Genomic DNA, 26,999 nt, shown 5'->3' with positions numbered 1-26,999 from the left:
GTGCATTCTGGTAACTTGAGCGTGACTATGTGAAATAAAGGTCGAAGGATCAAAGGCATCAAGACTCAAATTGACCTCGCTTCATCCATTCCACTGTTTTGTTACGTTTGACGCTGAACCAGCAGCCCTCGCTATGTAGTGCGGGCGCAACTACCAGAAAGTTGCATTTTTGAAAGGTTATCCGTAAGCGACGTGCTTGTCGTGAGATTGCGGCACCAGAAAAGCAGTGTTTGCGTTTCAGTTTCGGTGGGCGTTTACACCACGCGCCATCATCATATGATGTTCTTTGTGGTGATCCTGACTTGCCATCAGCCCAAAGAACCCAAGACCTTTGATCCGCGCAATGACCGCACTATCAGCACTGGTGACTGTCAGCTCCAGATCTTCAGGACTTTCGTTGACTTCAACATCCCAGCGGCCATCCTTAGCAAGTTCGGCGGCGTGGGCTGGCACCATGCGGCGAAGAGTTGCGATCGTATCAGCATCACCGCTTGCTAATACACGAACGCCGTTGGTCAACTCCAGCTCTTTGACTGTTGTATGGGTCACAAGGCGATCCATATCCACAAGGTGGTCGCGCAAGGCACCCAGATTGACTTGCGACCAGTCCGTTTCCGGATCAGCTTCAAGCACCATGATGATCTCCGACAAGGCCGCAAACGCGCCTTGACCCGGTTCTGTAAGAAGGGACACAGCAAAGCTGTCATCGTTCATATGTGTGCCATGATCCATCGTTTGCGAATGATCATTCTGTACTGTCTGAGCAAAGATGTAAGTTGCGCCTCCCAACAGGATTGCAAGAGCTATGGTAAGTGCAGGTTTCATGGCCGTCTCCATCAATAATTTTCGTTTGGGTCTACGCCTTTTCACCTGAACCCTGTATGATACCTATCATGTTAGAATGGCAAAAAATCTTTGATGGAAGTTTGGAACGTAGTCTCAAAGCGGGTGCAACTTTGTTCCGTCGCGAGGATCCTGTGAAATTTATGTATCTTGTGCGGTCCGGCCAAATTGCGTTGGAACGCCCCATGACAGATGGGTCGGCATTAACATTACATATCGCTTCGGAAGGCATGGCGCTTGCGGAAGCTTCGCTGTTTGCGAATGCTTACCATTGCGACGCAATCGTCCGCCAACCCGCAATTGTTGTCTACCTGCCCAAGGCTGCCTTTCTGGCCGAACTCCAAAAATCACCCAAAGCGGCTCTCGGTCTGATCGAAACCAGCGCCCGTGAGGTTCAGGCCCAACGCGCCCGCATTGAAATACTCCGATTCCGGCGCGTGTCAGACCGATTGGATGCCTGGTTGGACCTATTCGGTGAGCCAGCGAAAGGGGGATGGGTGCGTGTTGCTGATGGCATAGGGGTGTCCCAGCCCGCCCTTTATAGAGAGATTGCCCGGAGGCGTCAGTAAGGTCGGAGATCGCTCACCCAATGGAAATCATCTAAATAGTTCTTGTAGTTAGGATTTGTTTTCTCATTTGGTTCTTTGATCATCGTTCCTAACCTTTAGCTTTCCGCTCTTTTGTTGACACAGATCACACCCAGTTTCCCGCTGGCCAATTTGCGCGCCTCGCCACAGAGCAGCGGTTGGAATGCTCCGGCTCGAAGACCTCCTGCACTATCGCAATCGGCTTGATACGGCATTGGCGAACAGGTCCATAGTTACGTCACAACATTTTTCCACCCATATTTGCAAGCATAGCTAGAGTTTCAAAATTGACGCTCCTGGTTTCGAATGTGATATATATCGCGTGGTGAAATACGTGTCCCTATGGCGCATTGCGTCATATGAAATCACGCGACCGCCTTGCTCATAATATTCTAGACCGGCGGCGTGCGTTAGGCATCAGTCAGGAAGAATTGGCGCTGCGTGCAGGGATAAGTCGGGGGTATATGGGCCGCGTCGAGAATTCCAAGTTTTCCGCAACGCTGGATTTAGTCGATAAAATTGCAGGTGCCCTGGAAGTCGATCCTGCGCAATTGTTAGAAAAGCGCTGACTCTGGTGTTTATCGCGCCCCGAACCAGGACTATCGGTCACCAAGGATCAACTGATCAGCCGAAGGCATTTAACTTTCCAAAAACGCGTCTTTCCGCCATCTCATCTGGTCACCCTTTCCAGTCCACCAAGATGTCGGGGAAAGAACAAGCAACACCGGAATGACCACGCTCTTTCAATACCAGAGATCAAGATAGGGAAACCATGCAAACGAAACCTCTCAAGCTGTCCGCTATGCCATCCTACGTTCTTTTTGATGAATCCAAACTGTTACCCCGTGTGGTTGGATGGCGTTATTCCTGGAACGATGGAGAAACAACCGATGTGTTTTTTGATCCCGCTATAAGTCATACCGGCATCATACCCAAAGGAATCTAGCGCTGTGTTGGCATGGGAGCTCGCCAGCTAATGTGTTGGAGTGAACGCATATCCTGGCGGTTAGAATCTATAGGTTGCCGGCACTTTTGGCAGCCGTCGGCGGCTTTCTTGGGCCACTGGCTCTTGTGGCGCGTGCGGACATCTTGGCGAAATTAACCTGAACCTCTTCGATGAATTCACCTTTCTCGGTGTCACCGCTATTCTCGGGTGTTGTCCCAGTATTTGTCGCAACTGTGCTCAACTTCGGCACCACCTTCTTGCGTTCGTGGTCAAGTTTCGGAAACGGCAATGGATGGGCTTGGCGTGCCTTATCAATCGGACCAAAATGGCGATCCTCATAGTACCGGATGTGTTTGGCCTTAATTGGATACTGGCCTTCGGGCAGGATCAACACATCATCCAACGGAAACCGCAGAATTTCACTCGATGAGATCAACGGCCGTTCTTCCGATTTCCGGCTGACATTCGCACTGTCATCCAGATCTTTGATCCGTCGCTGGCTTTCGCTCTTAGATACGATGGTATGTTTCCCCAAAGAGGTAGATATGACCTCCGCAGTTCTGTCATCCTGCGGCGTCATGAATATCTGTATCCCGGCACCGCCGAGCAAAGAGCGCCGACCTGCCTCTCCATAGATCAGGTCCAGCCCAGGCACAGTTTGCGATACAATAAAGTAGCGTCCGCCATAGGAACGGATTGTTTTAATACTGTTCAGAACCAATGGCTGTTTTCCAAGCTGATCAAACTCATCCATCAAGAACATAACCGTATGGGGCTCGTCTTTATCTGGTTCCCGGCGTTGCAGAGATGCGATCGCATCAGCAAAAAGCAACCGGATCAAGGGTGCAAGTGTGGTCAAGTGCTCCGGCTGCACCACAACATATAACGTCTGCTGGTCAGACCTAAATGTTGCAAAATCAATGTCACTTTCCGACGTGGCCCTCACCACAGATGGATCGTTCCACAACTCGAAGCCCGCGCCATTGATCACCGAGATATAGCTGTCGAGGATCTTTTGGGTCTCGTCCGCCATCTCAATCAGGGTCCGTGCTACGATGGGAATGTTGGTAAGCTCTGCGTGCTGGCGGTAGTTATCCGCCCGCGACCCCCCTCCCCCCATTACTTCCGAAGCGTATCCAAGTGTCGGCTTGTTTTGTTCGATTGCAAAGAGGCAGCATGCCACAAACAATCGTTTGCCTGCCTGATAGAAGCTCTTGGCGGAATCGCCTTCGACGACGAGGAACAAATCCGCAAGTGTATTGAGTGCCGTGTATTGCTCGTCGGTGGACGTCATCTGTGCAATTCGGGCCAATGGATTGAATCGATGGGTCCGTGTCACACGGCCCGTTGATCGCTTCCCATCAGGGGAAGGTTGGTCAACATAGTCAAATGGCGAGAAATACCAAACCTTGTTGCCCAAGCCCTTTGAGCGATGCACGGAGGTATCCTTGAAGATGTCGCCTTTGACATCAAGCACCACCGCCGAGCCACCGTGGTGCAGCATGTTCGGCTTCACAAACCCCACGCCCTTGCCCCGCCCGGTCGGCGCAATCATGATCGCATGGGGGAACCGGTCCGGATCGGCAGAGACATACGGTTTGTCTGAATTTGGGCTCCCGAGCTTGCCGTAAATGAAACCGTTGCCTGTTATGCTGGCGATCATCTTATTTTTGCGCATCTCGCGTTTACTTTGGAAATGGGCGTCATCATATTTCGTAAGGCTGCCCCGATAGACCCCCGCAACACCAACAATCGTGAGTGCCGCTGTGATTGCACCGGTGATAATCAATGCTCCATTGAGCAAATCAGGCGTCGTTTGCAGCAATGACAATGGATACCGAAGGAACCACGGCTCCATGGGATCTATCGAGTTAAGATCCCCGCGTTTGGCCAACACTATATATATAGTGGCGACCATCGACCCGATGTACCCACCCGCCACAACCCCGCCAAGGGTGGCGAAGACGTAGCGCCACCTCGTCTCCATACCTTGTATCATTGCGCTACCTCAAAGCCCGTAATCGTCTGCAAGATCTGGCCTTGCATCACGCGATGTGGCCCGCTCCTTTGCATGCGCAGGCGTGGTTCGCGCCAACATCTGGAACTGATCAACCGGTTCGCTGTAACGGGACGCAGGATCCACAGCAAGATCAGCTTCATTCTTCAACTCTGATGCAACTGCAGCCCGCACAGCTGGGTCTTTGATTTGTTCTTTGAGCGACGTTGCATCCCCTGCCCGGACATTACGCAGATCGTCCTCCGACATTTCGCTGCTGAGCCGATCAACGATGGCTTCGATTGCCGGAAGATCCGAAAGTCGCTTGTCTTGCTCTGCCTGTGTCAGTTGATCGCGGGCGATAACCTCCTGCAGGTCGCGGGGCACTTCATAATCTTCAACAATCCGCGCACCATCCTTTGCAAGATCACGTTCTGCCTCCAGATAGAGTGCCCCGACGGCGCTATTCTCTTGATCACGCCATGCCGCAACCTGAGCCTCCGTCCTGTCGGAAAGCAAAAAACGCTCAACCATTTCGGCACTGGACGTACCAACACGCTGCAATCTTTCCTCGTCTTGTGCAAAAGTCTGATGCAGCTTTTCGCGTATGCCGTCGAACAACGCATCGACCCCGGAGCCATCGCGGCCCTCTTCCAGCAGCGTATCTCTTGCTGCATGCAGCCCGCGCACAACAAGATTGGCAAATGGATCGTCAGCACCCTCCAAAGTCCGGGTATGACGATCAAAGAACGGCTCAAGAATTGCCGCCTCTCGCAATGATCGCGCCTGTTCGGCAAACTCGGCCTCAAGCTGGATCTTCTCAGATCCAGGCTTCATGTTCTGAATGTCGGACCACGCCTGCTGAGCAGTTTCAACCAATCGCCCTTGAGCTTCGGCCAAACGGGTACCGGGATCGACAGGCGGCACGTCCACGTCTGTTGAGGTCATCAAAGTCATTCCTTCATCCAAATTTTGCGACGCCGTTTCAAACAGCGATTTCAAACGGCCCATAAAGCCAGCACCCTGCTCCTGATCACCCGAGAGACCGGCAAGACCACTCAAGCCTTTATACTGTCGGACGAACCCACGGATCATCGCCTCTCGTTTCATACGCGAGACCGTCGAAAGCGGCTCAACTTCAACTGTGGTCCCCTGCGCGTGCGCAGCCCTGTAGTCAGTCTCTCGCGGAGCATTCTCAATGATACCGCGGGACAACCGCGACGACGCATTCATCGCAACACCATGTTCTGTTGAGATTTTTGCATGTAACTCTCGCATGATGTCGTAGTTCAGCTCCGATTTCATACTGATAGAAAGAAACTGGCCCCACTCGACTCCACGTTTGTTGACGACAAAATGCGCATGCACATGGTCGGTATCCTGATGCAGCCCTGCAATATACTGCCAGCGGTCCCCAAACTCACCATTGGCAAAGACCGCCTGCCCCCATTCTCGTGCGATGCTTTCAGCAACCTCCACATCTGTGCCATGTGGAAAGCTCAAAATAATGTGGTCGGTATGCCCGCGCTTGGGAGCCCCTGACCATGTACTCGCCCACAAGGGGATGGTGGTTGCTACCGTATTTTTGAACAGGTCCCGCTCGGTTCCGTTCATATTCATCCAGGTTGCTTTCACACCGTCATCGCGTGTGACGTATTCCAACTGCCGCTTTAGCTCCTTGGTGCTGCGTGCACCCCCTGCTGGAACGCGTTTTACCACCGATTGAGGAATGCGCAGAACATTACCGCTTAACGCCCGCGCCGAGCGCGCCGCAGGGCCGCCCAACCGCTGGCGCGCCGGATGATCGCCAAATGTACCTCGGTGCCGTTTACCAATGTCAGGCAGCACATGACCAATAACCGCCTCTTGGACTGTCTCGATATCACCCATCTATCGGCCCCTCCGGCGGGAACACGGCCCGCACAAATGTTTTGCGCCGCCCTGCCCCAACAAACGCAATCAATTGATTGACCATATCATCGACCTTCAAATCCAGACGTTCCAAAAGACTTTCGTCTTCACCGCCCACCTCCAAAGCGCCAGATCTTGCCAACTTTAGCATTTGATTAAGATCACCGCCAATCGCGTTCAGTTCACGACGCACATTTGCAAGCGCATCAATCTCGCGCACATCTATTTCCAAAACACCCAAAGAATGCCGCACCAGTCTGCGCCCACCCTCTGAAAGAGTGATGCCAAGCCGATCAACTTCTATTTTGAACGCGGCATATTCCTCATCTGTCAGGCGCACCTGGAGCTGCTTTCCGCCTGTTGTGACGCTTTTGCGTCGCGTTCCAGCCCGAACTTTTACGACAGATGTTCGATGACGGCCGACCTGTGCTGCAATCGCACTGTCTCCCATCCCCTCAGAGATAAGCCTTTGAATTATCTCGATTTCCTCATCGGTCATCTTTGGGCGAGTTGGCATCTCAGCGCACCTTGTCTGAATGTGTGCCAAAGATATAACACATACACCCATTCCAGCCAAGTATCATTATATGCCGCTTTTCTCACCTTCGCAGAAGGGTTCGCATGAGAAAACGAACAGTGTATAATGATTCCGTGTCTCGCCCTCGTTTTTTGCCGTCAGGCAAAAATTAATCAGAGGGCGCGCATATGTAGACCGCGAAGCGGGCGAAATTCATTCTCGAGGCGCTTTTTCGTCCAAACGAACGTCTCCGTGCCCAATTCACTAGTCCGTGGCCTCCTCTAGCAAACTGAGCTCTATTTCGGTCCATTTTTCTCGGTCTTTCGCCCACACCTCCAAATCGCCCTAAAGTCCTTTGCCCACAAATCCAAAACCCCGCTTCCCCCTATTACCTATTCTCCATTGCGCCATTACGTCACGTATCCACGTAGCCTCTAGGCCACTTCGCCAAGCATCCCTCTAGCCACCTCCCCTCCTATCCGTATCTCCATATCTCCACTTGCCCAAACCTTCCAATATCCAAATTGCCACAGCCCCTCATCGTCGAGCGGCCAGAACTCCAATTCCCCGCAACATCAACCGCCCACGTGTCCGCAAGTCCCGGACCCCGCCCGTCCAGAAACCCACATCGCCCTATTGACTGATCCCCACACGCCCATTATTCCACATCCCCAATGGGTCCGTGCTCCACTCGGGCCCAAAGACGGGCGGCCACTGCGCCAAAAGCCCGCATAGGCACATGGCAAACGAGGCTCGGCATGCAAATCATCACACTCATTCAAACCAAGGGCGGTTCAGGTAAGACAACTGTCGCCATGTCATTGGCGAGCGCTGCGCTCGCCAAAGGAGAGAAGGTTTGTATGTTCGACGGCGACGTGAACCAGCAGTTGCTCGGCTGGCAAACCGCCTATGAAGAAGCCGATTGGGGCCGGGTCAAAAAAGCTCCTTGGCCTGTAACTCTGACAATCAAGCAACCACCAGCAAGCGTTGAAGATCTCTATGCCGAGGTCGAAGCCCTCGAGGCGGCGGGCACTGATCTGTTGATCATCGACACACGGCCAGGGACATACAAGGACACCGATGATCTAGCCCTTGTGGCAGATATCGTCGTTATTCCCGCCAAGCCTGCACAAGCGGAATGGCGATTGGTGCTGAGTGCGTTCAAATGGATGGAAGATCTGTCCAAAACGATTTCAGAAGAGGATTCTTTTCCTCAAGTACGTTCGGTTTTGGCGAATGTCCCCACAAAGATCATTAATGCCGCCGCAAGGGTAGGGGGCAGCAAACTGCCACAGCATGACAAAGTGGTGTTGGATAATCTGCTCAAAACCCCGCATTTTGACACCATGCTCCCCAATAGCCGATTGTTTGAGCATTTCTTGCATCACGGGCCTTTGCCCGTCGCGCAATACGCTCACCGCGCTGCTATTGGCGGCACGCTAATGGCAAACAACTTTGAAGACCTGACGGTGATCTGCATCAGCCTTTATGACGAAATCAAAGGGAGTGCCGCGTAATGGCCAGACGCCCACCTATGAAAATTGCCCCAAGCCCCTCTGAAACCCCTGAACATGATGCGGTGCGCGAGCGCGAGCGCTCAAGCGAAGCCGTCCAGGCTAAAATGCGGGAAGAACGGACGGGTGGTGCGGTGCCTCCGCCTGAACCGACATCCCTCGAAGACGATACGAACGGCAAAGCCAAAGTGGATAAGCCTGCGTCAGATCCCAAGACAAAAAAGTCAAAAACCGCACCAAAAGCCTCCGCGGAACCCAAAAACATGCAAGCACCTGCAAAGGCGCAGGCAACAACACCGGAATCGGATGCGCCAGCGCCCCGTGTGGAGCAACGCATAAGTGTCGGTGTCCCTGTCTCTCTGGCAACCTCGAAGGCCTTAGAGAAGGCAGCCATCAAGTTGGGCACGGACACAGATTACATCAAGCGCGCCTTGTTGCCGAAGGCCCGCGCGGCCTTTCTTAAGAGGGCGGGCGCAAACAACCTCAAGGCCACGTCCAAATCCATGAAACTGCTTTTTGAGCAACGCATTGACAATGGTGTGGCGTTAATGCCCGTCAAGCTGGTGGTTGACGACGAGATCGAAGCCAGAGTGCGTGGTTTCATCCCCGACCCGCTTGATGTCATTTCCGTGAACCGTCTTGTCGCGGCCTTTGTCGGCGCGGAGTTCGATATCCTTGTCTCAGCACTTTGATCAGCACTTGAGGTCGGGCAGGGGGGTCACATTTTCGAACTGAAGCGCATCCTGACCCGTCACAAATGCGAACGCGCCACCGGCACTGAGAATTCCAACCATCTTGTCCCAGTCCAGCGCGTCGACGCCCACCTCATTTGCACCGCCATCGGTCATCGTAAAGGAAACCTGCGTGCCGTCCGATGCCAGAATTACAAACCGGCTTGGCGCGGGGTCCTTTGGGAAGACCACACGCAGGCTTGCGTTGGTAACATTGCTTCCGAAGACGCGATCAGGATCACAAGTCAACGTAACCGTGCCTTCGCCCTGACGAAGGGTGAAGGTCTCAAGGCCACGCGCAATGGCCCTTTCCCATTCTGTTTGTGCAATCGCCGGGGTTGCAGCGAAAAGAACCAAGAGGGCAGGATAGATATGTTTCATAACGTTAAATATCTTTCGTTGCTCGCCCCTTTGCCAGCTTCGGGATCGCATTTCAAGATAAATGCGCCGGAGCGGGCATGGCCTCGCGACTTCTGCGCGAACAGCGCAACGTGGGGCACGCCTTGACCCGCAGGGTTAAGAAAGGCCCCACTACCTCTAATCCGCACGCACCGGATAAGCCGCCGTTGAGGTGGCGGCAAGATCATCAAAGGTATCCCCCACCCCGTTTTGGGGCGGGGCAGGGGCATTAAGCAGCTTTTCCCAAAGGTATTTCTGCGAGCGCCAAAATGTAATCGACGGCTTTTTGCGCCTCTGAGGCTGCCCGAAAGATCGCACGGCTGTCTTCTTTCAAAGCTGCCTGCCAGCCTTCGACATACGCGGCACTTTGCCCAAAATCAGGTTCCACGCCAATATGGGCGCCAAGCATACAGGTACCGATCTCTGCCACCAATTCCTCAAAAGCATAAGCCTTGCGGTCTGCAAAGCGGCCCAATCGGTCCAGACGTTTGATTGCCCCCGTCCAATGCACAAGCTCGTGCCCCTGAACGCCGTAATAACGCGCCGCGTCATGAAATGTCTCGATCGGCGGCATGTGAATCCTGTCCCGCGCGATATCATAATAGGCGCGAGGCTCCGCGCTTGTCTCCATTTCTGCGCCAGTGGCAGCAAAGAAGGCGTCAAGACCGGCATCGGCCTTTGTGCCCAGATCGCGTGGCGGTTCGGGCTTCACGTAGAATGCCTTGTCGAGCCCCTCGATCTGGTCTGCGTTGAAGACGCGGTAAGCACGACAATAGCCGATCTTTCTCGCATCTGTCGCAGCAGACGTCGGATCAATGAGGCTGCTGCTCTCTTTTTCGCCGTCAAAAGTGCCGTATTTGACAACGGTTGAAGATTTTTGGCCCTTGGTGACTTGCCCGCCCAAATCTTGCGCCTGTCGGTAGGTCAACCAACGGTTTGACACATAACCCTGCTCGGCGGCCACAGCCCAGAGCATCACAACGTTGATGCCGCGGTACGCTTCGCTATTCCACCGCAGCGGCATTGCCGCACCAATGGCACCGCCCGTCCAGGGCCTGCGCCACGGGGGCGTGCCCGCTGCGATTTGAGTAATGATTTGATCAGTAACGTGATCGTAAACGTCGAATTTCGACTTAGCCATTTTGGCCTCCTAAAAAACATGGAGTTGGTTTTGAACAAAGCCCGCGAGGGCGCCTGTTTCAAAACCTGCTCCCGGCGAGGGTGGGGGGTGCAAACGCAATGCAAATCGATGGGGGTGGTGCGGCCCGCAGGCGTCAGCCGAGGACACGGCCCCGTCTATTTGCATTGCGGGCGCGGGGGGCGAAGCCCCCAAGGCCTTGAAAGCTGAAAGGCCTTTACGAAGGCAGGTTGGTGCGACCAGAGCCGACCAGATCACCGAAAAAGCAACTCACTGGGGCCGATGGATATAGCATTGCCATATCCGCGAGACATTTCTCGACCTCCAAGCGGTTCATGTCGTCGAACTCGTGCAGGGTGAGGATTTCCCCACCCGCTACCGCCATCGTTTTGACGATAAGGTCGTAAAACTCTGGCTGCTCGCGGCCCTGAACCAAACGCGCGCCGTCATCGCAGTAGATCATGCCAAAGGCCTGCACTTCCAAGCCCGTGGCTTCGTCAACTTCCAGCAGCGATGTGCTTGTCTCGCAGACTTCGCAGAATTTCTCGTCATAGATGGAATGAAGGACCCACTCACCTGTGTCTGCGTCCCAAGATGCGTAAGCATCTGCACGGACATTTTCTGAGCCACAGGTCGCGCAAATGACATGGGTTCGGCTGACAGCGCTATTCTGTGTTGCTGTTTCAATCGATGTGACGCTAAAGTCGGTGCACGCGACGCCTGAGGTGCTGTCTGCATCGGTCAACCGGCCGATATCGTCTTCGACCATGGATCGTTGATCGGCTGGGCCAGATGGTGCAGAAAACTCAAAGGTAAGTGCAACGTGGGCAATGATATTCGTTTTCATGACCGCACCTCCTGCACCAAGGCTACAGTGGACGCCTCAAAGGACGCTGGACCAGGCCAAGTGACCACTGCGCAATAAAAACGCCCATCAATCTCAAAGAATGCCTCATAGAGGTCACCCATTGTGCATTCCATCATCACAAACCCGATAGAGGTCTGATGAAGCGGCGGCAGGCATTCCAGAAAATACCAGTAAATCTCTTCGGTCGTTTCAAACCACTGGCCTGCTTTGAAGCCAATTTGTGCGTGGGCGGAGCTTGCCTGGTAGCGGTTTATCAGGGCAAAGGTTGCGTCGTAATCGCACCGCCCGTCCGCAATCCGGTCAAGCTCGGGTGGGTGAGTAGCCGTGCGTGATCCATCAAGCGCGGCGATCAGGTCGTCATCATCTTCGAAATACATCTGCTGGGACTCCTTTGGACAGATTAAAAATCAACCCAAAAAGAAGCCCTCTTTCACTTTCCCTTCCCGCCGCCCTAACTGATTGCACCCTCCGAGGGCGGTTCTTAACCCAACCACGCATGCGTCTGAGCCCTGCCGAGAGGCGGGGTGAACGTCCGGAAGGACAAAAACAATCGGATGGGACGGCGCATGGCGTCGACTGATCCATCCGTCCACTTCCATGCGAGCGGCCATGGCACATGGACGTTCACCACTGGGTGATTGCGCAGCATTTCTTGGTACAAGAAAGGGAGCGGCATTTCTGCCGCTCCAGAACCGGTAGGTTCTTAGTCTTCGGTGACACCTTCCTCTTTGCCTTTTGGCTTGGGAATGAAGGCGACCAGTTCGGTAACGCCGACGGGGTAGTCGAGCTTGATAGAGAGGAAGGTTTCACCACCGTTGGTCTTGGTGTTTTCGAAGACTGCACCAACGCGGCGGTAGCTGGTCTGTTCTTTGCCGTCTTTTGTGAAAGTGACGGGAACTGTGAGGATGTAGTTAGTCATTTCTGATCTCCTTGTTTCGATGTGGGTTAACAAGCTGATCGGTTAAGGCGGGGTCGCAAGTTGCAATGCGGAGGGTCCGCACCGAAGGGGTGGAAGCCGTATTTCTGCTTGCCGAAGCGCAGCGCAGGGAACGAACCCGCCGAGATCAGCAACCCATTCATCTCAAAAGAAACAAGGCAGATCAGAACTGTCGCGACAACACCGCAATCTTGTCACTGGTTCTCTCAATGGACCAAAGATCATAGCTGCCTCCGCAAGATGCAGTCTTCGATATGCCCGTGGCCTTGGTGAAATACAGATCTGCTTGTGAGATTCCCCATCGGTGCCATGACCCTGTCGCCGCGCCAAAGCCGGGCAGGGGGGTGTGCCAAACGAAGCCCTTCGTGCTCTGCGCGGCGGAGATGTAGCTCCCTGATAAGAAAGGTTGCTCAAGAGGCTCAAGCTGACCGACCGTACATGGGCCCGCACAAGGGATCGTCACCCGCAGGGGCGAAGACACATTTGTTGTGGCTTCGGGCGCAGCCTAGAGCCCGTTCAGCTGGTCAAGCTGAGGTGCCATAAACATCGTTGTCATGCAATTTAACGTCATACCCAAGCACTTGACGTGCCAAATTTTGCCAATAACCAGATCCAGGGTATCCTCATCGTATCTTTTGATCGATAGCCCCACTGCAATTGGGTGAAGGGGCGTGTTTTAAGGAAAGAATTCATGTTGAAGCAAATGAGAGACTTGGCCCTGATCATAATGGCACTCACGTGGGTGCTTCCATCACAGGCGCAGGCATGGAGCAAATTCGGCCATGTCCTGGTTTGTGAAATCGCTTACCGGCAGCTCACAGATGATGCCCGCGACAAGTTAAACGCACTGATAGAAAACCAGAGCTTTGAGGACGAGCATGGCGATCAACTTTATCCATCTTTCAATCATGGATGCCTGCGTGAAGACCAGGTTCGGCAACGCCCGAGCGAGCATTATATCAACTATCCAAGAGATTGGAGTCGCGTCGAAAATGCACAATGCCCCGGCGGGCGCGACTGCCTTTTGAGTGCAATTGAGCCGGACGCGGAACGGCTGGGTGACACAAGTTTGCCCAATGACGAAAGACTTGCTGCGGCATTGGCTCTCGGCCATTGGATTGGTGATATTCATCAACCAATGCACGTCTCGTTTTCGGATGATCGGGGCGGCAACTCTGTGAACAAACGTGGGCGATGCGGCGCAAGCAATTTGCACGCTGTTTGGGATCGATGCCTCGTGGAAAGACGGGTGATCTTCGTGCGCGAGCCCGCTAACGCGGATGAATATGCAGAATTCACGCCAATGTACCGTGCTGCGGACTGGATGATAGAAGACGCAGATCCTGACGCGATCATGGGTTGGGTTGCTACAGAGCCATGGGAATGGGCAGCAGAGAGCTTTGATCAAATCCGTCAAGCCGAGGTGCACTATTGTATCAAGAAAGAAGATGCCTGTTGGTATTCGGAGACCCTGCGCAGCTATGATGGCGATGAGGATAATCAACGCACCGTCGTGATGGATGAGGCATATCTCGACCGGTTCGGACCCGTAGTTATATCCCGTTTGACACAAGCCGGATATCGTCTCGCCGCAACCATGGAGGCGGTGCTGTCTGACTGAGCACTTGATCATCAAGAAATCCGGATAATCATTGGCTCTACAGGCCAAAGCGTGAGTAAAAAAAAGGGCCGCCAACCCCTCAAGGCTGGCGACCATTTCTGCAAATCAGGACTTGGATTTCGGCTTGGATGTGCCTGCCGGGTCTGCAATCCGCATAACCGTGATGCCCTTGTCTTCGGCTTTCTGACCGAGATTGAGGGCAACCCCATTGCCGCCGAACAAAACAACGCCCGCAGCGGCGAACTTGTCGTCAAGCATCTCGTCGTTGCATTTGAACGGTGCGGCACGTCCGTGCGCCTTCCAGCGGGGATCAAATTTCGCCTGATGGATACCACGCGCCCGCGCCCAGGATGCTGCAATCAACTCTGCACCCTTGCCGCCTTTATGGCAGAGGAATATCTCCTGATTGCGGTTTTGCTTGATCCGGTCACGAACCCGGTCGAGATAGCGGAAGATCGTATCCACGTCTGTCCAGTCGGTTGCACCCGATACGATCAAAGGTACCCCTTGGATCTTGCAGCTGTCGGCAGTTTCGCGGTCATGCTGTTCAAGGAGCAGTTTTGCTTCAAAGACCGCCCCTGTTTCCCTCGCCCGAGCGCTTGCCCGCGATCCCGATGCAGGGATAAAGGCGTGCCCTGTCTCCTGCTCGTAACATTCGGCAGCTTTTTCACTCATGACGCCCAATGCGGCGGTCACATCGCGGATCTGGATGAACTTTTCTTGTGCATCCTCAAGGGCTGTCTCGGATATCTCGGATCCATCATGTGATTTTGCCAAAGCCTTGATCTTGTCGGCAGTTCTGTCGAGTTCGCGGGTCAGGTTGACCTTGCGGCGTTGCAGAATGGTTGCGAGGCCGTGGGCGAGGGGTTCAATTTCCGCTTCCAGACCTGTTCCGCGAAGCTGGCCGAGCATGGCCTCGAAGGTTTCGCGCACAATGGCGTCTTCGAGAACGTCGTCATTCGGAATAGGCAGCTGTGCATCTCTTTCAGTGAGGCCAAAGAGTTCGATTGTCTCGTATGTGGATGCTGTGTCGTAAGCCATGAAGTATCTCCTGAAGCTTGGTTTGGGCCAACCGCATGAGCGCGGGGGCATGTCCAAGTTTTTTGCTCCGAATCTGGTCGGGTCAGGGACGGCGTAGCCGCCAGCTTGGCTGGGCATATAAGTTTTCGAAGCGCGACCTCCCACCACAGAAGAATCTCACCACCCTGAACAATCGCTGCCACGATCACTGTCGTCGCCGAAAAGTTATGTGATCCTTGACGCGAGCTGATTCGGGAGCGCATCCGGAGGATATGATACCGCTCTCATGTGTGTGTGATTTAGGGTAGGTTTGGCAGGTCTGACGCAGGCAAACGCAGGAAGGGGGCGCCGCGGGCGGACGAAGTGACGGGATCGTTTTGCCTCTTCGCAAAACAGACCAGAGCGCAGTCCGCCCGCGCGGCCACCGACCGGAGTGCTCGTGGCCCTGTCAAACCGGGATGCTGGACGCGACATCGCTCTGAGGGCGCATGCCCGAATGTGCGACAGGCGAAAGCCTGTACATTGTTTTCTCTCCCAGCTCGAGATGATGAGACCGATGGGTTAAGCTCGCTGCGTGCAATGCCCCTCGAACAAGGAAAGTATCACAGCCGCTACCGCTCGGTCCTGCGTGCGACCACCGTCCCTTTTAAAATGCGGCGATTGATCTTGCGTTTCCACTCAAGCTGCTTGGTGGAAAGTTTCCTCTTTCGCCGCGTTTGCTTGAGGAACGCGAGCTCCTTGGCATCATAGAGGTAGCCTTTCTTATAGGCATACTCGATCAAATCATCGTTTACATTGGCGCTGTCATCTTCCGCGATCCGCTTTAGGCCCGCAAATAAGCTACCAGTCGAGATTCCCATAAACCGGTTGATGCAAACATTTCCCACATAGGTTTGATGCCCGGTCAGGCGATTTGCAATGAAGCAATGTTCTTTGATATCCTGCCCGCAGGGACAATTGTCCATCTCTTCCGAAACTTCGACTGCGACAAGGTCCCATTCCGTGCGTGCCGCATCGAATTCTTGCGCGACTGACAACGGTAGGATGTGCGCCTTTAGCCGTTCAAAACTATAGCTGTCCAAAGATTCACTCCTCCATCTGATCAAACCGCAGGATGATACAGCTGCCTGCAAGGTCTCAATTCGATGTCTTACGGACTGACACCGGCGCAAGCTCTCATATTTCAACGAAGATGATAGCCACGACGCAACTTGGCATCAATCAGCGCATGAATTGCACGCAAGGCGGAGGTGCGATCCTCATAACAATCCAGCCGGCATCGGCCCCAAGTTCCTCGCCGCCCCCATTGGCGCTCAACAACGTCACCACCCAGAAGTCCGTGCGAAAGGCAAACGCGGTAAAAGCGGTCCCTGTTTAGGGACGTATCTTCATTGTACAATGTAATACCTTTGCGTGCACCAGATACGCTGACCGTCTCCATAGCAAATATCCTCCCTTGCTACCGCCCACGTGGACGCAGCCGTACCGCAGCTTTGATGTCTTGCGCATTTGCCCTGCTGGCCTGCAGCGACTGCCGCATTTCCGCAAAAATGGGTTTTGTGCCATCGGGGTCCCTAATCGTCACTAGAACTGCAAAAGGGACCCCCTCAACTGGGAATTCCGCCTCAGCCCGCACCAAGCTGCTGACCTCCAGACGCCAGTCAGAGGTATCACCACGCTCGATGAGGTTGCTTCCGTATTGCTTTGAAGGCCACCATTTGAGACCATGTGCGATCAGCGCTTTCTCCGGAACACCAAGACCTGAAGATTTGGGCAGGTAACGCGCATCAATCTGACTCGTGTAGCCATACTGGCCATTCTGGTTTTTCTTGATCTGTCGTTGGCGAAGCGTGGCCTCGAGATTAACACGTACAAATTCTGCTCCAAAGGCGGGGTCCAGTGGCGGCGAATACACAAGGGTCATCTTAACCAGACCCGAGCAGACACTGCCTGCGCCTACAAGGCTTTGTGGCCACGAAAACGGAAAACGCAATATTGCGGGCTTGCGCGCACCCACAGTAAGCCTGCTTTGGAAGACCATGGTCACTTCGTGATCATCGGTCTCCAGCATACTCGCAACACTTGACGGCTGTCCGTAACCTGCAAACTGGCGGCTGATGTCCTTCATGCCACGCTTGGTCAGGGGTTCGGGTGTGTCCGTATGGTGCAAGAGCATCGCCCGTAATGCTTCGGTCCCCAGCCCTCCTTGGGTTTCGCGGTCCAGTCCTGCAAGGGTTCTTGAAATCAGCGGTGCTGCATAGCTTGTGCCTGCCACATCTTGTGACACGCCCGTGTGCGTTATCGTTGTCAGTCCGGTCGCATTTCCAGGACCAACACCACCAGCACCTCCATATGTTGCAACATCCGGTTTTACGCCGACCTGCAGACCTGGTCCGCGTGTTGAATAGATGGCCGGTGCACCCGGCACTTGCGATGTGTTTGGCGGATTCAATGCGCCCACCGAAATTGAACGCACGCTTTCCGCAGGCTGGAAAATCGTATCGGCCTGCGTGCGTGATGCAAAATAGGCGACAACATCGCTGGGCTTTTTTTGCCAAGGCGCACGCGATTGGCCCACCGGCAGGTTCCCCGCGGAGTTCACGAAGATCACCCCATATGTGTCAGCAATCTGGTCAAGCCGCGCTGCATAAAGGCCATATCTGTGCCGATCCACGTCAGAGGTGACGTTGATGGAGAGATTGAATATCTTAACGCCGTGGTCCTGACTTGCCTCGGCAACAGCCTGCTCCAGTTCTTCGAGAAAATCAGAAAAGCCGTTCAGGTATTTGTCCATAAAAGGACCCTTAGGAAACAGGGGCACATCGTAGATCACGCATCCGCTCGCTTCAGAGGCGACTTTTGGATCATTTAGGGTCTGACCAAGAGTGAGAATCCCCGCGACACTTGTGCCGTGTTTCTCGTCGAACTCATCCTCGCTCAAGAAATCAAACCGGCCCTTGCGCCACGCTGCAAGAACGTTGGATACACCCGAATCTACGATACCCACAATCGGGTAAGGCGCGCCTTCGACGGGCATCGGGATCGTGACCTGACTTCCGGATGCTGTCGCAGTGTCTTGCGGCAAATGTGCGTCCTGAGCGCCAAGCTGGAGTTGGAGCGGAGGCCGGATAGCACGTACCAATGGATGATGGGCCAACGTTGCCAGCGCGTTATCATGACGTTCCGGTGACATATCCACCGGCCCGCCACGCGCAATAGAGGAGACGTCACGACCCGACAGCCCCAGACGGTTGTCGACCAATGCAGGTTCATCCCCGCGCGTCAGCTGAAATTCAAGGACGGGTGTGCGCCCGACCTTGGAGGCCAAAAGTGTGCGGGCCCCGGATCCAAAGCTGAGCAGGATCTTCTGAAGGCTTGTCAGCAATGCGCCATACCCAAGCGGATCATCGGCAATGACATTGCGGGCGGGCGTTTCGAAAAGCTCCACATGGTACCCAGATACTGTGCGAGGGTCTTCGAACATCTGCATGGCTGCCGATGTGGAAAAATGTCGCTTCCCTGAAACCGGAGCGATTTCAATGCTGTCGATCGCACCCGCTTCGGACCGCGCAATCGATGTTGCAGTGTAGGGCTGGCCGGTGTTCTTGGACACGTTGATAGTGACGGTGTATTCCGCCTCTTCGATCCGCCGCCTAAGACCGGCAAGATAAACAAGGGGTGCCCTGAAGTAGAGCGTTCCCACGGCGTCTGCACCGACACAGGGAAACTGGTCTTTCTGGAAGAGCCAGGACACTGGGCGGTACGATTTTGCCAACGCAGCTTCCCGCATCTGGACTTTCAGATATGCGGCTGGCCCGTAGGGGCTGGCCTGAATGGCTGCAATGATGCCCTCAATCGACTGCAGCAGTTGCTTTTTATGGCGATCAAACTCAACGTCTGCTTTTTCAAAGAAGTCTTTATTACCACCGCCCTGACCTGGATCCGGGGCGCGCAAAAAATCGGCATCGTTGAGGATGATCTGAACGGGATTATTTGGCATGAGACGCCTCCATCACAGCAACATGACGATTGGACTTCTTAAGCTCACTGATCTTGGATTTGCTTATCCCAGTGGCCGCCGCAATCTCCAGCTGACTAATGGCGAAGTGATTGTCGTTCGTAATCAAGCTCACAAACGCGTCCGGATCGGTTGCCAGTAGTTTTGCGGGGGCATGGTCATGAGAAGGGAGGCGCGCAAGAACAGCACTCAGGGCCTGAAAAATACCCGGCCCGCTATGTTCCTTACCGCTTAACGCCAAGGTACGTTTGATTGATGTGCAAATGCGTTGAAGATCCGCCCCAGACCTGCCCTGAAGACAGTAGGCGATAATGCTCACGGTCGCTTCATCGGGTTTGATCGGCAGTAAAAACCGTTTCACCAGTCGGATACTGGCTTCCATGTTCGGTTCCCCGATATGGACATGTGTCTCAAAACGCCGCCAGACTGCAGGATCGAGCAATCGATCATGATTGGTGATCGCGATTGTCACTCCATGATCACGCCGCAGGTCGAGGTTTTGCAAAAGCGTGTTTACAACACGCTTGATCTCGCCAATTTCTTGCGGGTCGTCACGCTGCTTCGCCAATGCATCAAACTCGTCTAGCAACAGCACACACGCGTATCGGTTGGCAAATTCGAACAAATTGGCAATATTGCGTGCCGTCGTACCCAAAAACGATGAAATCAAACCGTCAATGCGAGCCATCACGAGAGGCAGGTTCAGATTTTGCGCGATGTGGTATGCCGTCATCGTTTTACCTGATCCTGGGGGGCCAAAGATAAGTAAAGAACGTGTGGGATCCACCTCGACGCAGCGAAGTGCTTCCGGATGGGTCCACTCGTCCAGCAGTCCCTGGATTGTTTCCCTGACATCCACCTCGTAAATTGGGGCCGTCCGCTGTGCTCCGGGGAACTCAATTGTGCAGAGCTGCGCACCTGTTTCACGGTCGATGGGAGGGTTCGTATCCAGCGTCAGCACTTCGCCTGTGATCATCGCCCGAGAAACCTCAACACGACTAGGGGTTAACTCTTTCGTGTCCGTCGCAGACTGTAACAGTCTGCGCACCGTTGTGGCCTCTTTGGTTTGTCCGGCTTTCTCAAGCCGCGTCAACAACCGCTGCACCTGTTTGTCTAATCCGTCTTGATCACCGGCCAATCCAGATCTGATAATGCTTTGAATGACCGAGAAGTGTTCCATCGTAGATTCCTTGGAATAATCCGGCAGTTTCTGCCGTTATCCTGAATATCAACAAATATTCCTGATTTAGCAAGCATATTCCTGAAAAATCCGCAATAATCCAGATTTCATCGTATTTAGTCGTCAAAGGGCACTCTTTTGACATAAAAAGGGGCGCTCGAGAACCCTCAAGCGCCCCGTCCTAAATTTTTAACTGTACTCACGCGACCAAGGCCAACCCACCAGTTGCCGAGCCAACAGTTTCACCCGCTTCAACAAAAGGAATGATTGAGAATGTATCCCCGCCACGCTGTTCTTCGTTCTGGACCGCATTGACCCGCAAATCCCCATCAGGCGTGTTGATCAGAAGCGAGATGTAATCGTTGCCGGTCTTCTCGCTTGTGGCAAGCCAGGCCGACCCGACGCGGATCGCTGTTCCGTTTGGAGAGCTGATTTCAATGCGATAATCTGGGTGCTTTTCAGCTGTCTTGTACTCGTTCTCGATCAACATGAAGTTCAGATCGAACATCATATTGGCCACATAGCCCGCAAATGCGTTATCTGCATCCATCGCAGTCAACTCACCGCTGATCGAGCCAGACTTCATCACACTGTTTGCAACAAATGGAATGATGTCAAAGTCGTTGCTCTTGGCTTTGCGTGCCTCTTCGGTCTGCACTGCATTCACCCGAAACGGACCATTTCCGACGTCAACTTGCAACGAGATGTAGCGGTTACCGGTTTTGTCACTGATCTGGTCCCACGCCGATCCAATCCGAATTGTGCGACGAGTGCGATTGATCGCTGTCACTTCGAAATCAGGAGATTTGGGAGATGTCTTCGCAACCGGGTTGAGCGCAATGGCGATATCGAAGTCCCGCGCATGCAATTTGCCGTTAAACGAGACAGTGTCACGGGCTGTGGTTTGGGTGAGAGTTCCTGCGAACATGGGAAGTATCCTTCATTGATGTGCGCCAGCCGACCTTCGATCTGCCGCACGGTTTCTCTTTCAGGTCCCTCATGGAACCCAAAACTAAAAAAGCTTGCTTTAACTTTCTTGCGCACCGTCAGATGCATCCCCGTATGTGGGCGATGACACGCTGGCCCACCCCCACACGGCACTTATTCGGACAGGTTCTCAGCCCAGGGCATGCCTTATGCTGCATCTGCTCTTAGATTGTCACTGCTCTGGCCCGTTATGCGGGCCAGGATCGCCGTGGTATCTGCCCCCTCACCGTGCGGCACAAATAACCGCAACTGGAAAGCAATGATTTCAGTAAAACAACCCATCGACTTGAGGGTGGCGGTGGTTGGTCCATCGGCACCCTCGATTTCAAGACGTGTCTCGCCCGCAACGCGGCGACGCCGCAGATAAAGCCCGTGACCCAGATCAACAGGAGTGGTCGACCCAAGTGCAACTGTCAGCATCTCATTCGGGGTCTGCGGCGTTCCTTTCATGAAACGTGCACGAAGGGCCGCGGCCCCATCCTCACTCAACGTCCGGCCAATCATCGCGCCACCTCCGCTCGGAGACACCCGGTAAATACGCTCATTGCGGGTTGGAATATCTTTCCAGATCGGCAACAACAGGCCGGTGAGCAAAAAGAGTTTGGTTGTCTCTTCGTGGGGCAGCGCGTTGGCCTCATCATCCCAAAGACGTGCAAACTCGCCAACGTCGACTTCTTCCCAAGCAGATTTCTCAAACGCCTCTTCCAAAATCAACTTCGATCCCGTTGGTCGTACTGTCTTGCGCATCAGCGTGACAATGTCCTCGTCATAGATTTGCATTGGTGCCCCATCGATCAGGGCAACACGGCCCGACGCGTGGTTGATCATCGTTACGCGACGCCCGGCCCGCTCGAGTGCCTCGCCTGATCTGCGCACATGAACCGGATTGGTGACCTCAAGACCGATAATCCGGGTGACAGCGTGGGATTGGGGGCAGGTCCAGAGATCCTCACCTGACGTCTGGACAATCTGGTCACCACGCAGCGTTTCAACTCCCAGATCGAGCGTTCCGGCTTCGCGTGCACGTGCGGTCTGCGTTGCAATGCGCTCCATGAACTCTTCAAACAATGCGTTCTGCATATGGATGGGCAGCGCGAGAACCCGGTTGAGAAACCGTTGAATCGGCGGAAGATCATCAAGCAAAACCCCCTCACCATCCACCAAATTGAGTGCCGTCCACTCCGTAAAGGTTTCATAGCGCATCGACGATGCTCTATCATGGGCCAGATCGGCATAAAGGCCACGCAGCGCGTGCCGAGCGATCGGGCTTTCGAGGTTGTCTTCTTCGCGAAACATCCCCTGACCACCGGTTTCCCGCTGACCTTTGGTCAATGCGCCCAGATTATCCAGGCGGCGGGCAATGGTTGCAGTGAAGCGCTTCTCGCCGTGCACATCGGAGGTGCAAACACGAAAGAAAGGCGCACTCACCTGTGCAGAGCGATGAGTCCGTCCCAGGCCCTGAATGGCCGCATCAGCGCGCCAGCCCGGTTCAAGCAGGTAGTGCCTGCGCCGTTTCTGGTTCTTAGCGTTTTCCGCTGCGTGGTATGACCGCCCAGTACCGCCCGCATCCGAGAATATCAAAATGTTCTTCTCGGCTCCCATGAACGCACCGGTTTCAGAAGAATTGGAGCTTGCGCTGCGTTTCTCGATGTAGAGCGTCCCATCCGTGCCTTTAAGGGGTCGTAGAGAACGGCCGGTAACCTCTGCAACGCTATCTGCCCCAAAGGCCCAAAGGATTTGATCAAGGGCGGCTGGGATAGGTGCCAGTGACATGAGCTCCACCATCGCCTCCTCGCGCAGCCCAAGCGCCTCGCGCGACACAACGAGATCACCGTTGGCATCTCTGAGGGGTTCGGCAATCACATTTCCATCGATCTCAACAAGCTTTTGTGTATGGATAGGGAAGGCTTGCTCGAGATATCCCAATACGTAATCACGCGGCGTAAGCGCGCCTTCGACCAGCTCATCTTCGGGATCCATACCGTCAAGGCGCCGCTTGAGCAGGCTTTCTCCGGTAGAAACGATCTGAACAACAGCCGCCCAACCGTCCTCCACATCTTGTTGGACGGCCGCAATGATGGAGGGTGCTTTCATCCCCATCAAAAGGTGGTTGAAAAACCGTTGTTTGGTGCTCTCGAAACGTGACCGCGCGGCGGCCTTAGCGCTGGAGGCCTGGGTTTTGCCAGTCGCATCAACCACACCTGTGGCCTCAAGAGCGGCATCCAAGTTCTGATGGATGGTTTTGAAGGCACGCGCATAGGCGTCATAAACTTCGATTTGCGCTGCGCTCAAAGCATGTTCAAGAACATCATACTCAACACCATCAAAACTCAAGGCACGGGCGGTATATAGCCCCAGAGCTTTGAGATCACGCGCGACAACTTCCATAGCAGCAACCCCGCCAGCTTCCATGGCTGAGACAAAGCTCTCGCGGCTTGGAAACGGATAATCAGCGCCTTGTCCCCAGAGACCCAAACGTGACGCATAGGCAAGATTGTGAACATTTGTAGCACCCGTTGCCGAAACGTAGAATATGCGCGCGCGGGGCAGGGCCAACTGCAATCGCAATCCCGCAAGGCCTTGTTGAGAGGGCTTTGTACCGCGCCCTTCCTCGGAACCGGCCGCATTTTGCATGGCATGTGCTTCATCAAAGCTGATGACACCGTCAAAATCAGGTCCGAGCCATTTAAGGATTTGATCAAGCCGCGTATTCCCGCCTTTGCCCGCAGAGCGCAAGGTTGCGTAAGTGACAAAGAGAATTCCTGCCGCCATAGAAATGTCCTGCTCAGGTTTCCACTTGGACAGGGATTGAATATCCGCGGGTGAGCCGCCCAGATCATGCCAATCTCGAACTGCATCTTCGATCAACGTAGCAGATTTAGAAACCCAAACCGAACGGCGGCGGCCCTGCAGCCATCCTGCGAGGATGAGACCTGCGACCTGGCGGCCTTTGCCGCACCCCGTTCCGTCACCAAGGAAATACCCCAAGCGGTAGGCCTTCGCTTCTGGATCATCGTCCTTGCGCACCAACTGGGTGTTGTTGTCGTTGATGGTAAACTTGCCGGGCAGATTACGCTCATGCGCGTCATTGGCCATGATGATTGTTTCCAGTTGGGTGTCCGACAACACCCCCTCGCACGTGATGCGCTTTGGCAGTTGGAGCTCTGCGATTTGTCGCGCGGCGGGTGCGGGCGGTGCAACAGAGGCCATTGCCAGACTTTCCACCAGTGGCGTCGGGTGAGAGCGGGCCTGCGCAATGTCGATCCTTTGCGGGGCATAACGTGCATAGATATCGGAGACTGGCGGGTTTTCTCGTGGTGCGGCCAAAACATCATAGGCGACTGGCGCAAGCGCGTGTTTTGGCCCGATCACGACCCCAGTCGACAGACCCGACGCCTTGCTCGAAGTGCCGATGCGCCGCAAAGCCTCCCTGTTGACGGTCAGAATTGGTGATCGTGTTCTGGCGAAAGGTCCCGGCTGAACATCGCTGCGCTCAGGTAGGGTCTCATCGAGCAGGGCAAAGGCTTCTTCGAGGGTGTCGGCTGAGCGCTGCTCAAAGACGTGATCATCTAACGCCACCTTGTCGCAAATCAGGACTTGCGTATCGACCGTTGTGCCCATCTTTCGGTACACCGACCCTGGAATGTCCAAAGCGAGCCTTGGCGTGACGATCCCCGTGAGCCGCGTCCAGTAGGCTGGCACGCTTTTTGCTGAGAACCGCGTCGGCATGATCGCCACCAGCCTGCCCCCGGGGGCCAGCCGTTTTGATGCGGCGACAAGGTGTTTGGCGGCGGTATGCGGATCATTGCTGCGATCAATGGAGGAAGAAAACGGCGGGTTCATCAGGACGACGCTTGGCTTGCGGGGATCGAGCAACAGATCATCAATATGCTCGCCGTCATGGATGCTCGGCGTCAAATCAAAGATTGCTTCCAGCAGTACTGCCCGAAATGGATCTATCTCGTTGAGCAGAATGTCCGCCCCGTGACGGACGGCCATGGCCGCCAAACTACCTGTGCCAGCTGACGGCTCGAGAACGAGGTCACTTTTTCTGACACAGGCCGCATGTGCGACAAGAGCGGCATAGGGCAGGGGGGTTGAGAATTGCTGCAAACGGATCTGATCCTCAGAGCGCCGCGTTTCGGTGAGCAGGCCCTGTGCCAGCTGCGCCAATGCGCGCGGCGGCGTTGGGGACGTGGCGTCCTTAAGCGCCAAATTCGCCGCTGCTTGCATCACGTCATAGGCCATGCGCCAGTCCCAGTGCCCGGCAGCGTCACTGCCGCCGAAGTGGACGCGCATTGTTTTGGCAAGGTCAGCGCTGCGTAGACTTCCCCGCGTCACCAAAAGTGCCGTGGCTTGAAGCAAGTGGCGCAAGGAGAGAACGCTCAGGGCTTCAGATGTTGCGGATGCGTTGGGGTCTGACATGGAATTTTTCCTTTCGGGGTTTGAAATTCACCAAAAACAAAGCCGCCTTTCCTCTTTTGGAGAGGTCCGGCGGCTTGGAAAAAATTCTGTAATCTGATGCGCCGAGATCACCTCTCTCGTTGACGGGCATAAAACTCGGCCAACACATCTGAGCCTGTTGACACAGCCCCTTTGATCAACACCGACCCTGCCAGGCTTTCTTTGGAAAGCCGCACCAAGGTCCCCGACTTGATGTCTGCAAAACAGGTCATCCGCCGTCCGCGGCGTTTGTAATGCGTGCGCCGGACGTCCTGAACGGTTGATCCATCGGTGATCGTGACAGGTGCCGCGAGATGTATTTCATCACCCTCTTGGTAGTTTGGGATCGCGGCCCAGTCTTTGCATTTTTGCCGCCAACCGTGCGCATAGGACTTCGGGTCAGAGATGTCTGACAGACACGCGATAAGCCCAAGAGGTGCGCGTGCCTGAACAGGGCCCATAGTCTCATCCATATCCTTGTAGCCAAAGCACCCCTGATCATAGCCGGTCAGAAACACAGCCGCGAAAGTATATGCCCCGTCCGGGCCTGCAACATATTGGGTTTGCGTGAACGACGTTCCCGGTCTTGGTAAAGATCTGACAGCGACATACCAGACAGACCCTACTTTGCTCAGTCTAAGGGGCATCTGGGACAATGTATCGTTCTCAAAAGTGCAAATCCGTGTAAGTTCCGCCTTTTCTTGGGCATGACCCCGGATGCGCTGGTCGGTATAAAAAAGCCACCCCATCACGCAGCTCCTTTCATCTCAATTGGATAGATCTTGTCGAGCGGGACGCGGTAGGGCAAAGCATTGTCAAAATCTTCACTGTTTCCGTGATTTCGAACCCATGCATGGGTCGCTGTGAGATCCAGAATTTTGACGTGGAACACACCTCCGAGACCGGATGGCGTCTTGTAGATCTGACCGATCAACGGCGTTTGCTTTCTGGGATCAAACACATCGATCACGTGGTTGGACACGCACAGCATCAAGGTCGGATCCCCGCGCGTGATGATCTGTTGCGCCGCCTGGATAATGTCGAGGTGATAGATGCCGGTATAGCCGCGAAAAATTGCAGTCACCTCAGCAACCCAGCTGGGATCAACTTGCGGGTTCTTGCCGTGCGCATAAACCTGCATTCCATTGGTGTCCGGCGCGCCGACTTCCTTGATCGAGGTCGCATCCAGTCCATTGGACATCAGGAAAACGCCCTGAGCGACGGAAAGGATCAGGCCGGGTTGCGTTACCTCACCGTCCCATTTGCGCATAAATCTGGTACAGCTTTGTGCGTGTTTGATAATCTTGGCGACCTCAGGGGTCGCGAATTCGAGCAGGGCCATT

23 protein-coding genes are annotated in these 26,999 nt (G+C 54.5%); 5 read left to right on the top strand and 18 right to left on the bottom strand.

Annotation, left to right across the window (positions count from 1 at the left end; genetic code table 11):
• Window positions 1-237 precede the first annotated feature (237 nt).
• Complete coding sequence (locus KZZ06_RS18055) at window positions 238-837, bottom strand: hypothetical protein (RefSeq protein WP_219581404.1); 600 nt, start codon at window positions 835-837, stop codon at window positions 238-240.
• Between the two features lie 56 nt (window positions 838-893).
• Here KZZ06_RS18055 and KZZ06_RS18050 point away from each other — a divergent pair, with 56 nt between their 5' ends.
• Window positions 894-1,412: a Crp/Fnr family transcriptional regulator gene (locus tag KZZ06_RS18050; protein WP_219581403.1), complete on the top strand. Its 519-nt coding sequence runs from the start codon at window positions 894-896 to the stop codon at window positions 1,410-1,412.
• Window positions 1,413-1,789: 377 nt separating this feature from the next.
• The gene (locus tag KZZ06_RS18045; RefSeq protein ID WP_203243517.1) at window positions 1,790-1,999 is read left to right on the top strand and encodes a helix-turn-helix domain-containing protein; all 210 of its coding nucleotides are present in this window, start codon (window positions 1,790-1,792) and stop codon (window positions 1,997-1,999) included.
• 444 nt (window positions 2,000-2,443) lie between these two features.
• On the opposite strand, the gene KZZ06_RS18040 is transcribed toward KZZ06_RS18045, so the two are convergent.
• The 3 genes from KZZ06_RS18040 to KZZ06_RS18030 all read right to left on the bottom strand — a co-directional run bounded on the left by KZZ06_RS18040 (window position 2,444) and on the right by KZZ06_RS18030 (window position 6,800).
• Window positions 2,444-4,375 carry a type IV secretory system conjugative DNA transfer family protein gene (locus KZZ06_RS18040; RefSeq protein ID WP_219581402.1) on the bottom strand — a complete coding sequence of 644 codons (1,932 nt, stop codon included), beginning with the start codon at window positions 4,373-4,375 and terminating at the stop codon, window positions 2,444-2,446.
• A 9-nt stretch (window positions 4,376-4,384) separates the two neighbouring features.
• Window positions 4,385-6,157: a relaxase/mobilization nuclease domain-containing protein gene (locus KZZ06_RS18035; protein ID WP_219581401.1), complete on the bottom strand. Its 1,773-nt coding sequence runs from the start codon at window positions 6,155-6,157 to the stop codon at window positions 4,385-4,387.
• Between the two features lie 97 nt (window positions 6,158-6,254).
• The gene (locus KZZ06_RS18030) at window positions 6,255-6,800 is read right to left on the bottom strand and encodes a helix-turn-helix domain-containing protein (RefSeq protein ID WP_219581400.1); all 546 of its coding nucleotides are present in this window, start codon (window positions 6,798-6,800) and stop codon (window positions 6,255-6,257) included.
• 758 nt (window positions 6,801-7,558) lie between these two features.
• Between KZZ06_RS18030 and KZZ06_RS18025 the strand changes: the two genes are divergently transcribed.
• A complete protein-coding gene (locus KZZ06_RS18025; protein ID WP_219581399.1) occupies window positions 7,559-8,317 on the top strand; it encodes an AAA family ATPase in 759 nt (252 codons plus the stop codon).
• Entirely contained in the window at window positions 8,317-9,006 is a 690-nt protein-coding gene (locus KZZ06_RS18020; protein WP_203243709.1) for a hypothetical protein, read from the top strand. Before KZZ06_RS18025 ends, KZZ06_RS18020 begins: the two co-directional genes overlap by 1 nt.
• On the opposite strand, the gene KZZ06_RS18015 is transcribed toward KZZ06_RS18020, so the two are convergent.
• From KZZ06_RS18015 to KZZ06_RS17995, 5 genes are all read right to left on the bottom strand, one after another.
• A complete protein-coding gene (locus KZZ06_RS18015) occupies window positions 9,007-9,426 on the bottom strand; it encodes a hypothetical protein (RefSeq protein ID WP_219581398.1) in 420 nt (139 codons plus the stop codon).
• Window positions 9,427-9,673: 247 nt separating this feature from the next.
• Window positions 9,674-10,585: an ArdC family protein gene (locus tag KZZ06_RS18010; RefSeq protein WP_219581397.1), complete on the bottom strand. Its 912-nt coding sequence runs from the start codon at window positions 10,583-10,585 to the stop codon at window positions 9,674-9,676.
• 214 nt (window positions 10,586-10,799) lie between these two features.
• Window positions 10,800-11,429 carry a hypothetical protein gene (locus KZZ06_RS18005; protein ID WP_219581396.1) on the bottom strand — a complete coding sequence of 210 codons (630 nt, stop codon included), beginning with the start codon at window positions 11,427-11,429 and terminating at the stop codon, window positions 10,800-10,802.
• Window positions 11,426-11,827: a DUF1419 domain-containing protein gene (locus KZZ06_RS18000; protein ID WP_219581395.1), complete on the bottom strand. Its 402-nt coding sequence runs from the start codon at window positions 11,825-11,827 to the stop codon at window positions 11,426-11,428. The genes KZZ06_RS18005 and KZZ06_RS18000 overlap by 4 nt, the downstream gene beginning before the upstream one ends.
• Before the next feature lie 326 nt (window positions 11,828-12,153).
• On the bottom strand, window positions 12,154-12,369 hold the full coding sequence (locus KZZ06_RS17995) for a hypothetical protein (RefSeq protein WP_203243527.1): 216 nt from the start codon (window positions 12,367-12,369) through the stop codon (window positions 12,154-12,156).
• A 709-nt stretch (window positions 12,370-13,078) separates the two neighbouring features.
• Here KZZ06_RS17995 and KZZ06_RS17990 point away from each other — a divergent pair.
• On the top strand, window positions 13,079-14,008 hold the full coding sequence (locus KZZ06_RS17990; RefSeq protein ID WP_219581394.1) for a S1/P1 nuclease: 930 nt from the start codon (window positions 13,079-13,081) through the stop codon (window positions 14,006-14,008).
• A gap of 105 nt (window positions 14,009-14,113) precedes the next feature.
• On the opposite strand, the gene KZZ06_RS17985 is transcribed toward KZZ06_RS17990, so the two are convergent.
• From KZZ06_RS17985 to KZZ06_RS17945, 9 genes are all read right to left on the bottom strand, one after another.
• The gene (locus KZZ06_RS17985) at window positions 14,114-15,049 is read right to left on the bottom strand and encodes a DUF2493 domain-containing protein (protein ID WP_203243529.1); all 936 of its coding nucleotides are present in this window, start codon (window positions 15,047-15,049) and stop codon (window positions 14,114-14,116) included.
• A gap of 590 nt (window positions 15,050-15,639) precedes the next feature.
• The gene (locus KZZ06_RS17980; protein WP_219581393.1) at window positions 15,640-16,110 is read right to left on the bottom strand and encodes a hypothetical protein; all 471 of its coding nucleotides are present in this window, start codon (window positions 16,108-16,110) and stop codon (window positions 15,640-15,642) included.
• Window positions 16,111-16,211: 101 nt separating this feature from the next.
• Complete coding sequence (locus KZZ06_RS22760) at window positions 16,212-16,469, bottom strand: WGR domain-containing protein (protein ID WP_219581392.1); 258 nt, start codon at window positions 16,467-16,469, stop codon at window positions 16,212-16,214.
• 18 nt (window positions 16,470-16,487) lie between these two features.
• Window positions 16,488-19,028 carry a S8 family peptidase gene (locus KZZ06_RS17970; protein WP_219581391.1) on the bottom strand — a complete coding sequence of 847 codons (2,541 nt, stop codon included), beginning with the start codon at window positions 19,026-19,028 and terminating at the stop codon, window positions 16,488-16,490.
• A complete protein-coding gene (locus KZZ06_RS17965) occupies window positions 19,018-20,226 on the bottom strand; it encodes an AAA family ATPase (RefSeq protein WP_219581390.1) in 1,209 nt (402 codons plus the stop codon). The genes KZZ06_RS17970 and KZZ06_RS17965 overlap by 11 nt, the downstream gene beginning before the upstream one ends.
• A 199-nt stretch (window positions 20,227-20,425) precedes the next feature.
• A complete protein-coding gene (locus tag KZZ06_RS17960) occupies window positions 20,426-21,154 on the bottom strand; it encodes a DUF736 family protein (protein ID WP_219581389.1) in 729 nt (242 codons plus the stop codon).
• Window positions 21,155-21,360: 206 nt separating this feature from the next.
• The gene (locus KZZ06_RS17955; RefSeq protein WP_219581388.1) at window positions 21,361-25,638 is read right to left on the bottom strand and encodes a strawberry notch-like NTP hydrolase domain-containing protein; all 4,278 of its coding nucleotides are present in this window, start codon (window positions 25,636-25,638) and stop codon (window positions 21,361-21,363) included.
• A gap of 107 nt (window positions 25,639-25,745) precedes the next feature.
• On the bottom strand, window positions 25,746-26,405 hold the full coding sequence (locus KZZ06_RS17950) for a hypothetical protein (protein WP_219581387.1): 660 nt from the start codon (window positions 26,403-26,405) through the stop codon (window positions 25,746-25,748).
• A complete protein-coding gene (locus tag KZZ06_RS17945; RefSeq protein WP_219581386.1) occupies window positions 26,405-26,926 on the bottom strand; it encodes a DUF3085 domain-containing protein in 522 nt (173 codons plus the stop codon). The genes KZZ06_RS17950 and KZZ06_RS17945 overlap by 1 nt, the downstream gene beginning before the upstream one ends.
• Between the last annotated feature and the right edge of the window lie 73 nt (window positions 26,927-26,999).

Origin of the sequence: Sulfitobacter sp. CW3 (genome assembly GCF_019392245.1) — a bacterium.
In the GTDB taxonomy this organism is placed as follows: domain Bacteria; phylum Pseudomonadota; class Alphaproteobacteria; order Rhodobacterales; family Rhodobacteraceae; genus Sulfitobacter.
This window is presented reverse-complemented; position numbering and strand designations above follow the sequence as displayed.